The following is a 9,334-nucleotide window of genomic DNA, read 5'->3' on the forward strand; positions in this document are numbered from 1 at the left end:
CAAGAGAGGCGCCCTTCAAAGCAATCCTGCTATCGCTGCTAGCTACGAGCCCGTCTCCGCGACCCGGGCCGCCGCTCGCTGGGCCGGGTGACCGGGTCCCCGGCCTCGATCGCGGCATCGCGCCGCGCCGCGCCGAAGTCCGCGAGCGCCTCGGCCAGCTTGTGCACCGACGGCTCGGGCGACATGACGTCCACCCGCAGCCCGTGCTCCTCGGCGGTCTTGGCGGTGGCCGGGCCGATACAGGCGATGACCGTCACGTTGTGCGGCTTGCCCGCGATACCGACCAGGTTCCGGACGGTCGACGAGGACGTGAAGAGCACGGCGTCAAAACCGCCGCCCTTGATCGCCTCACGCGTCTCGGCCGGCGGCGGCGAGGCGCGCACCGTCCGGTAGGCGGTGACGTCGTCGACCTCCCAGCCCAGCTCGATCAGCCCGGCGACCAGGGTCTCGGTGGCGATGTCGGCGCGCGGCAGGAAGACGCGGTCGATCGGGTCGAAGACCGCGTCGTAGGGCGGCCAGTCCTCCAGGAGACCGGCGGCCGACTGCTCACCGCTCGGCACCAGGTCGGGCTTCACACCGAAGGCGACCAGCGCCTTGGCGGTCTGTTCGCCGACCGCGGCGACCTTGATCCCGGCGAAGGCGCGGGCGTCCAGGCCGTACTCCTCGAACTTCTCCCGGACCGCCTTGACGGCGTTGACCGAGGTGAAGGCGATCCACTCGTAGCGGCCGGTGACCAGACCCTTGACCGCGCGCTCCATCTGCTGCGGGGTGCGCGGCGGCTCGACGGCGATGGTCGGGACCTCATGCGGCACCGCGCCGTACGAAACGAGCTGGTCGGAGAGCGACGCAGCCTGCTCCTTCGTCCGCGGCACGAGCACCCGCCAGCCGAAGAGCGGCTTGGACTCGAACCACGAGAGACGGTCGCGCTGGGCTGCGGCACTGCGCTCACCGACCACGGCTATGACCGGCTGGCCGCCGTCCGCCGAAGGCAGCACCTTGGCGGCCTTGAGCACCTGGGCGACCGACCCGAGGGTGGCGGTCCAGGTGCGCTGGCGGGTGGTGGTGCCGGCGACGGTGACGGTCATCGGGGTGTCCGGCTTGCGGCCCCCGGACACCAGCTCACCGGCGGCCGCGGCCACCGAGTCGAGGGTGGTGGAGACGACGGCGGTGGCGTCACTGGCACCCACCTCGGACCAGCAGCGCGCGTCGGCGCTGCGGGCGTCGATGAAGCGCACGTCGGTGCCCTGGGCGTCGCGTAGCGGGACACCGGCGTACGCGGGCACGCCGACGGCCGCGGCGATGCCGGGCACCACCTCGAAGACGATGCCCTCGGCGGCGCACGCCAGCATCTCCTCGGCGACATAACCGTCGAGGCCGGGGTCTCCGGTGACGGCCCGTACGACCCGCTTGCCCGCACGGGCGGCCGCCATGACAAGATTGGCGGTGTCCCGAAGGGTGGAAACGCCGTTGGGGGTGACGGGGATTGACGCCTCGTCAGCTGATGCCTGGAGTGGTGTGTCCACTTGTGCGCGGGCATGCACGCGCACGACGTCCAGCACCTGCGGGTCGGCGATGAGTACGTCCGCGGAGGCCAGCGCCTCCACGGCACGCAGCGTCAGCAGACCCGGGTCTCCCGGCCCGGCACCCAGGAAGGTGACCTGACCGGAGGCGGAGTGGTTTGGGGCGGTGGGGTTCAAAGTGCTCGCTCCCCCATAAGACCGGCCGCACCCTTGGCGAGCATCTCGGCGGCGAGTTCATGACCCATGTTCAGCGGGGTCGACACGTCGTCGGGAGAGGCGGGTACGTGCCCGGTGGTGGACAGTTGCACCAGCGTGCTGCCGTCGGTCGTGCCGACGACACCACGCAGATGCAATTCGGTGACAGCCTGCTCGTCGGCCTGAAGGTCGGCCAGTGCTCCGACGGGTGCGGAACAGCCGGCCTCCAGGGCGGCGAGCAGGGAACGCTCGGCGGTCACGGCGGCCCGGGTGTCCGGGTCGTCGAGCTCGGCGAGCCGGGCGATGAGATCCACGTTGACCGCAGCGCACTCGATCGCCAGTGCCCCCTGGCCGGGGGCGGGCAAAATCACGTCGGGCGACAGCAGCTGTGTCGCCTCGTCGATCCGGCCGATACGGGTGAGCCCGGCGGCGGCCAGTACGACCGCGTCCAGTTCACCCTTCTCGACGAAACCGATGCGGGTGTCGATGTTCCCGCGTATCGGCACGGTCTCCACACGCCGGCCCAACGACCTGGCCCAGGCGTTGAGCTGCGCCATCCGCCGGGGCGAGCCGGTGCCGATACGGGCCACCCGGTCCTCGTCGGCGGTCAGCTGCTCGAACGTCAGCCCGTCCCTGGCGATCAGCGCGTCACGGGGGTCTTCCCGTACGGGGATCGCGGCCAGGGTGAGGGCCTCGGGCTGCGCGGTGGGCAGGTCCTTGAGGGAGTGGACGGCGAAGTCGATCTCCCCGGCGAGCAACGCGTCGCGCAGCGCGGAGACGAAGACGCCGCTGCCGCCGATCTGCGCGAGGTGCTCCCGGGAGGTGTCGCCGTAGGTGGTGATCTCCACCAGCTCGACGGGACGGCCCGTCAGCTCGCGTACCGCCTCGGCGACCTGTCCGGACTGGGCCATGGCGAGCTTGCTGCGCCGCGTGCCCAGCCGCAGTGCTCTCGTAGTGCTGTCGGTCATGCCCGCTCCCGTGCATCGTGCCTGTCGGCGCGCGTGTCGGCCCGGCTGACGGCGGCGACCGTCTGGGGGTCGAGATCGAAGAGTTCCCGCAGGGCGTCCGCATACCCGGCTCCGCCGGGCTCGCTGGCGAGCTGCTTGACCCGGACGGTGGGCGCGTGCAGGAGCTTGTCGACGACGCGGCGCACGGTCTGGGTGATCTCCGCGCGCTGCTTGTCGTCCAGGTCGGGAAGGCGGCCGTCGAGCCGGGTGATCTCACCGGCGACGACATCCGCTGCCATGGTGCGCAGGGCGACCACGGTGGGGGTGATGTGCGCGGCCCGCTGGGCCGCGCCGAACGCGGCGACCTCATCGGAGACGATGCCGCGCACCTTGTCCACGTCGGCCGCCATCGGCGCGTCCGCGGACGCGTCGGCCAGCGACTCGATGTCGACGAGATGCGCGCCCTCGATCCGGTGCACCGCGGCATCTATGTCCCGCGGCATCGCGAGGTCCAGCAGCGCCAGCGGCGCCGTGTTCCCCTCGCGTGCGGCGGCGACCATCTCGCCGGCCAGGACCAGGCCGGTCGCGCCGGTACAGGAGACCACGATGTCGGCGAGCGCCAGCTCGTCCGGGACGGAGGTCATGGCGGCCGCACGGGCGGTCAGCGCTTTCGCGGCGCCGGGACTGCCCGCCTCGGTGAGGATCTGGACGAGCCGGTCGGCACGCTCGACGGTGCGGTTGGCGACGATCAGTTCACCGATACCGGCCCGTACGAGGGTGGTGGCGGCCAGCGACGACATCGATCCGGCGCCGATGACCAGCGCCCGCTTGCCGTGCGCCCAGGTCTCGACGTCCTGGCCGTCCGCGAGCTGCTCCAGCCCGAAGGTGACCAGCGACTGGCCGGCCTTGTCGATGCCGGTCTCGCTGTGGGCGCGCTTGCCGACCCGCAGGGCCTGCTGGAACAGGTCGTTCAGCAGCCGTCCCGCGGTGTGCAGTTCCTGGGCGACGGCCAGCGCGTCCTTGATCTGCCCGAGGATCTGGCCCTCGCCGACGACCATCGAGTCCAGGCCGCAGGCCACCGAGAAGAGGTGGTGGACCGCGCGGTCCTCGTAGTGGACGTAGAGATAAGGGGTGAGCTCCTCCAGGCCGGCGCCGCTGTGGCGGGCCAGGAGGGTGGAGAGCTCGGCGACGCCCGCGTGGAACTTGTCCACGTCGGCGTAGAGCTCGATGCGGTTGCAGGTGGAGAGCACCGCGGACTCGGTGACCGGTTCGGCCGACACCGCGTCCTGGAGCAGCTTGCCGCGCGCCTCCGGGGCGAGCGCGGCCCGCTCCAGCACGCTCACCGGCGCGCTGCGATGGCTCAGTCCGACGACCAGGAGGGTCATGCCGGCATCACGGCGGGCATGTCCCCGTCAGGTCCCTTACGGTCGCCCGCCGCGGCGGCGGCAGCACGGGCGGCCGGGGCCGGCGCGCCGCCGTCGGGCCCGGCCTCCTCGCCCGCCTTGCGCTGCTCGTGGAAGGCGAGAATCTGGAGTTCTATCGACAGGTCGACCTTGCGGACGTCCACCCCGTCGGGGACGGTCAGCACGGTCGGCGCAAAGTTGAGGATCGAGGTGACACCGGCGGCGACCAGCCGGTCGCAGACCTGCTGGGCGGCCCCGGCCGGCGTGGCGATGACGCCGATCGAGACGCCGTCGCTCTCGATGATGTGCTCCAGCTCGTCGGTGTGCTGGACAGCGATGCCCGCGACGGGCTTGCCGGCCATGGCCGGGTCCGCGTCGATCAGCGCGGCGACACGGAAGCCACGGGAGGCGAAGCCGCCGTAGTTGGCGAGCGCGGCGCCGAGATTACCGATACCGACGATGACAACCGGCCAGTCCTGCGTCAGCCCCAGCTCACGCGAGATCTGGTAGACGAGGTACTCCACGTCGTAGCCGACCCCGCGGGTCCCGTAGGAGCCGAGGTAGGAGAAGTCCTTGCGCAGCTTGGCGGAGTTGACCCCGGCCGCGGCTGCGAGTTCCTCGGAGGAGACCGTGGGGACCGAACGCTCGGAGAGCGCGGTCAGTGCACGCAGATACAGCGGGAGCCGGGCGACCGTGGCCTCGGGAATGCCTCGGCTGCGGGTCGCCGGTCGGTGAGTTCGGCCAGTTGCCACGGTGCTCCTGCGGGTAGAGCGGGGCTGCGGGCGACCGCATGAAACCCGACCGCCCTGTCTTGTGCAGGCTATGTCTTTGTGAACGCGTGCACAAAGATGGTGTCCGGTTTGTCCGCCCAAAGTGACCGGGGTCACGCGGCGATTACAAGCCGCCGCGGAACCAACTCCCACGTCACACCGTTCACTCGCGCCGCCCGCGAAACACAGCAGCACCCACGGGAGCACGGGCCCTCACTCCTCACCGCTATACCCCCGGAAACCTACAAATCGCCCACCGATGGTAATCGACCCGGACGGCCGCGGGCGCGCCTCGCCGACCGGCCCGGCAACGCGACTCCCGGCCCCGGCCCGCACGGCACACCCTCCCGCGTCACGGCCCGTCGCGGCCGCCACGGCACGCCCTCCCGCCGCCCCGACCCGGCACAATGGCTCCATGGCCCCTTTGTTCAGCCGCAGCCCCCGCAAGAACCCCGCCGACCGGATGGTCACCCTCGTCGGCAAGCCGGGCTGCCACCTCTGCGACGACGCCCAGGCCGTCATCGAGAAAATCTGCGCGGAGACCGGCGCGTCCTGGGAGAAGAAAGACATCACCGAGGACGCCGAGCTGCACCGCAAGTACTGGGAGCAGATTCCGGTCATCCTCGTCGACGGCGCCCAGCACGACTTCTGGCGAGTCGACCCGAAACGCCTGCGCACGGCCCTGGGCGCCTGAACCCGAGCCACCGGCCCACCCCCCGGGAATATCCCCGCCCTCGGGAACACCCCCCTCCCCCGCCACGTTGTGGCCCGCAGGGGGTCCTTCCTCCCCTTACGGGAAGTGTTCGCCCAGTCCCTAAGGCCCCGCAGAGGTGGCCGTAATGCACGCTTGCCTCTCTCCAGGCCTTCCTGACACGCGCCCGTAACCAGTTGCACCGAACAAACTGGCTACGCTAGCGCCATGGCCCGCCCGTCGCCCGCTCACCGCCCCCGCTGGAGTGCCCCCGCGGCACTCTTCTCCCTGGGCTGGTTCACCCGCCGCAGACGACCCGCCACGGCCCGCAGTGTGCTGGCCGGCGAGGCCGCGGCGGAAGCCGCCCGTAAGTCCTCCCAGGAAGCGCCGCCCGCCGAGGAGACCGAGACCACGGCGGAACCCGATTTCCCGGTCGTCGGGGACACGGCGGCCGCCGCCTTCTTCGACCTGGACAACACCGTCATGCAGGGCGCCGCGCTGTTCCACTTCGGCCGCGGCCTGTACAAGCGGCGCTTCTTCCACAAGCGTGACCTGGCCCGCTTCGCCTGGCAGCAGATCTACTTCCGGCTGGCCGGCTCGGAGAACCCCGAGCACATGGCGGACGTCCGCAACAGCGCGCTGTCCATCGTCCAGGGCCACCGCGTCGCCGAGCTGATGTCCATCGGCGAGGAGATCTACGACGAGTACATGGCCGAGCGGGTCTGGCCCGGCACCCGCGCCCTGGCCCAGGCCCACCTCGACGCGGGCCAGAAGGTCTGGCTGGTGACCGCGGCCCCCGTCGAGACCGCAACGATCATCGCCCGCAGGCTCGGCCTGACCGGCGCGCTGGGCACCGTCGCCGAGTCCGTCGGCGGTGTCTACACGGGAAAGCTGGTCGGCGAGCCGCTGCACGGCCCCGCCAAGGCCGAGGCGGTCCGCGCCCTGGCATCCGCCGAGGGCCTGGACCTCTCGCACTGCGCCGCCTACAGCGACTCGGCCAACGACATCCCGATGCTCTCGCTCGTCGGGCACCCCTATGCGATCAATCCTGACAGCCGGCTGCGCAAGCACGCCCGGGAGCAGGGGTGGCGGCTGCGCGACTACCGGACCGGCCGCAAAGCCGCCAAGATCGGCATCCCCGCGGCAGCCGGGGTGGGCGCCCTCGCAGGCGGCGCCGCGGCCGCGGTCGCGCTCCAGCGCCGACGCCGCTGACCAGGCCTGATCGCCTCACGACACGGCGGGCCATCCCCTCTGCCTACCCCCTCCGCCGCTCCCTCAGTCCCGTTGCTGCCGGTTAAGCACAACACGCCTTCCAACCAGGCAGATTGCGTTCCCTTCCGATCAAAAGTTGCTCAGTATTCGATACTTGATCTGCCACCAACCCGGCACGGACCGTAAGTAATCGATGATTTGAGCAACTGGGTGTAGCGCTGCCTGTACGAAGCGTTATTCTCCTCAGACGCAATCCGGAACCCACACGTCCCTACGACGAGTGAACGGTCCCGCACTGCACGTGATGGAAGCTCTGCCTCTGGGAGTCCCGTGTACCCACACGTCGGGGTTGACGCCTCGGGCCTGGCTACGCTGCGTACGACACTCGTCGACCACCTGCGCAGTTTTGTCCCCACCGCGTACGCCGTCCCCGCATTCGCCTCAGCCGTCCCCGCCGCCGGACCCTGCTACGCCCTGGCCGACGGGAGTGCTGCGGTCGGAAAGGCCGCCGGCAGAACCCGCCGATCCGGCACCGGCACGACCACCGCCCGTCGCCCCGCCGACAGCGACAGCCGTCGCATGATGGACCTCGTCGAACGAGCCCAGGCGGGCGAGGCCGAAGCCTTCGGCCGCCTCTACGACCAGTACGCCGACACGGTCTACCGCTACATCTACTACCGCGTCGGCGGCCGCGCCACGGCCGAGGACCTCACCAGCGAGACCTTTCTGCGCGCCCTGCGCCGGATCGGCACCTTCACCTGGCAGGGCCGTGATTTCGGCGCCTGGCTGGTGACCATCGCCCGCAACCTCGTCGCCGACCACTTCAAGTCCTCACGCTTCCGCCTGGAAGTCACCACCGGAGAGATGCTCGACGCCAACGAGGTCGAGCGCAGTCCCGAGGACTCGGTCCTCGAATCCCTCTCCAACGCCGCCCTGCTGGAGGCGGTCCGCAAGCTCAACCCCCAGCAGCAGGAGTGCGTCACGCTGCGCTTCCTCCAGGGCCTCTCGGTCGCCGAGACCGCCCGCGTCATGGGCAAGAACGAGGGCGCGATCAAGACCCTCCAGTACCGCGCCGTCCGCACCCTGGCGCGGCTGCTCCCCGAAGACGCCCGCTGACCCACCCCCTATCCGCAAATGTCGACCACCAGCCCCATGCCCCGACTGCTCACTCTTCGTGACCTTCCATACCCGGTCGGTCAGATCATCGTGAGTGCGTAACCCGAGTGCCGCGCCGCTCGTTGTGCGGGATGCAGGCTCCATGCGGTCATGCCTTGCCCGCCGCCTCTCACTCGATCGAGTGGCTGCGGACAAAGGCTTGCAACCGTCCGGTCCGTCTGGACAGTCAAAGCCAGTCCGGGGAGTCGAGCGGGATGACGAGAGGAGGTGCCGCCCGTGATCGCGAATGTCTCGGTGCACCGGCGGGCCAACGCCTTCGCCCAGGCCTTCGAGGAGCAGGTCCTCGAGGGCACGGCGGCCGAGGACCAGGTCGACAATCCGGCGCAAGCGCCGGGCGAAGCACGGCTGTTGGCGGTCGCCGACGGCCTCGGGAAACTCCCGAGGCCGGAGATGGCAGCCGAGGTCAAGACTGTCCAGCGCGCCCAGCTCATCGCCGCGATGGAGTCCGCCTTCGCCGAAGGCGCTCCGTCCGACGGTGCCAGGGTGCCCGAGCAGCGCGAACACAGGGGCGCGCACCGCGCCACGAAATCGATGGGCAGGCTGCGTCCGCGCTCCCGCCTCTCCAAGGGACTGGCGGCGGGCGGGCTGACGGTCGGCGTCGCCGCCGGCGCCTTCACCGGCGTCGCCGCGGCCAGCTCCGACGCCCTCCCGGGCGACTCCCTCTACGGCCTCAAGCGCGGCATGGAGGATCTCAAGCTCAACATGGCCGACGACGACTCCGATCGCGGCCTGCTCTATCTGGACCAAGCCGCCATCCGCATGATGGAGGCCCGTCGGCTGATGGAGCGCGCCCGGGTCGCCGACCTCGACCACGAAGCGCTCAGCGAGGTCCGCAAGGCGCTCGCCGGCGTCACCCACGACGCGGGCGAGGGCCACCGCCTGCTGCACCAGGCGTACGAACGTGATGGTTCACTCGGCCCCATCCAGGCGCTGAACTCCTTTACCAAGTCGCACCGCAGCACCTGGTCGCAGTTGCGCGACCGGCTCCCCGCGCAGCTCACGGACGTCCGTGACCAGGTCAGTTCGGTCTTCGACGCCATAGACAAAGAGGTCGGTCCGCTCCGCCCGCTGCTGCCGCCCACCCGGGACGGCCGTAGCCACCACCGCAACACGCCGGGCTCCACGCACACCGGCTCCGGCTCCGACGGGCGCCATGCGCCGTCCGGCAGCAAGTCCTCCCCCGGCAAACACGCCCGGGGCTCGCACGCCCCCCGCCCGTCGGCCTCACCGTCCCAGGAGGACGGCCTGCTCGGCGGCAATACGGGCGGCCTGCTGGACCCGCCGTCCAAGGGCAGCCCGTCCCCGCACGACCGGGGCCACCACCACGGTGGCCGGGACACCGGCGGTCAGCCCGACGTCACCCTCCCGCCGCTGATCCCGGGGCTGCTTCCCGGTCTGGGCATCGACGGCGAGGATCTCC

At 70.9% G+C, this 9,334-nt stretch carries 8 protein-coding genes; 4 read left to right on the forward strand and 4 right to left on the reverse strand.

Features of this window, described 5'->3' with window-relative positions:
• Positions 1 to 38 precede the first annotated feature (38 nt).
• The 4 genes from M8I34_RS11270 to M8I34_RS11285 are packed head-to-tail and all read right to left on the reverse strand — an operon-like array spanning position 39 to position 4,817.
• Complete coding sequence (locus M8I34_RS11270; RefSeq protein ID WP_250049276.1) at positions 39 to 1,697, reverse strand: bifunctional uroporphyrinogen-III C-methyltransferase/uroporphyrinogen-III synthase; 1,659 nt, start codon at positions 1,695 to 1,697, stop codon at positions 39 to 41.
• A complete protein-coding gene (hemC, locus tag M8I34_RS11275; RefSeq protein WP_250049277.1) occupies positions 1,694 to 2,683 on the reverse strand; it encodes a hydroxymethylbilane synthase in 990 nt (329 codons plus the stop codon). Before hemC ends, M8I34_RS11270 begins: the two co-directional genes overlap by 4 nt.
• Positions 2,680 to 4,047, reverse strand: coding sequence for a glutamyl-tRNA reductase (locus M8I34_RS11280; protein ID WP_244413951.1), 1,368 nt, complete (start codon positions 4,045 to 4,047; stop codon positions 2,680 to 2,682). Before M8I34_RS11280 ends, hemC begins: the two co-directional genes overlap by 4 nt.
• Complete coding sequence (locus tag M8I34_RS11285) at positions 4,044 to 4,817, reverse strand: redox-sensing transcriptional repressor Rex (protein ID WP_250049278.1); 774 nt, start codon at positions 4,815 to 4,817, stop codon at positions 4,044 to 4,046. The genes M8I34_RS11280 and M8I34_RS11285 overlap by 4 nt, the downstream gene beginning before the upstream one ends.
• Positions 4,818 to 5,250: 433 nt before the next feature.
• Here M8I34_RS11285 and M8I34_RS11290 point away from each other — a divergent pair, with 433 nt between their 5' ends.
• The 4 genes from M8I34_RS11290 to M8I34_RS11305 form a co-directional block, all read left to right on the forward strand.
• The gene (locus M8I34_RS11290; RefSeq protein ID WP_030985889.1) at positions 5,251 to 5,529 is read left to right on the forward strand and encodes a glutaredoxin family protein; all 279 of its coding nucleotides are present in this window, start codon (positions 5,251 to 5,253) and stop codon (positions 5,527 to 5,529) included.
• Between the two features lie 225 nt (positions 5,530 to 5,754).
• Complete coding sequence (locus M8I34_RS11295) at positions 5,755 to 6,738, forward strand: HAD family phosphatase (protein WP_250049279.1); 984 nt, start codon at positions 5,755 to 5,757, stop codon at positions 6,736 to 6,738.
• Positions 6,739 to 7,068: 330 nt separating this feature from the next.
• Entirely contained in the window at positions 7,069 to 7,854 is a 786-nt protein-coding gene (locus tag M8I34_RS11300) for an ECF subfamily RNA polymerase sigma factor, BldN family (protein ID WP_006604745.1), read from the forward strand.
• A gap of 276 nt (positions 7,855 to 8,130) precedes the next feature.
• A partial coding sequence (locus tag M8I34_RS11305; protein ID WP_250049280.1) for a DUF5667 domain-containing protein occupies positions 8,131 to 9,334 on the forward strand: 1,204 nt, incomplete at its 3' end.

Origin of the sequence: Streptomyces sp. MCA2 (assembly GCF_023544705.1) — a bacterium.
Taxonomy (GTDB): domain Bacteria; phylum Actinomycetota; class Actinomycetes; order Streptomycetales; family Streptomycetaceae; genus Streptomyces; species Streptomyces decoyicus.

Bases quoted from the DNA above. Each gene is read 5' to 3' on its own strand.
- hemC (WP_250049277.1), bottom strand. From the start codon at position 2,683: ATGACCGACAGCACTACGAGAGCACTGCGGCTGGGCACGCGGCGCAGC.
- M8I34_RS11280 (WP_244413951.1), bottom strand. From the start codon at position 4,047: ATGACCCTCCTGGTCGTCGGACTGAGCCATCGCAGCGCGCCGGTGAGC.
- M8I34_RS11290 (WP_030985889.1), top strand. From the start codon at position 5,251: ATGGCCCCTTTGTTCAGCCGCAGCCCCCGCAAGAACCCCGCCGACCGG.
- M8I34_RS11295 (WP_250049279.1), top strand. From the start codon at position 5,755: ATGGCCCGCCCGTCGCCCGCTCACCGCCCCCGCTGGAGTGCCCCCGCG.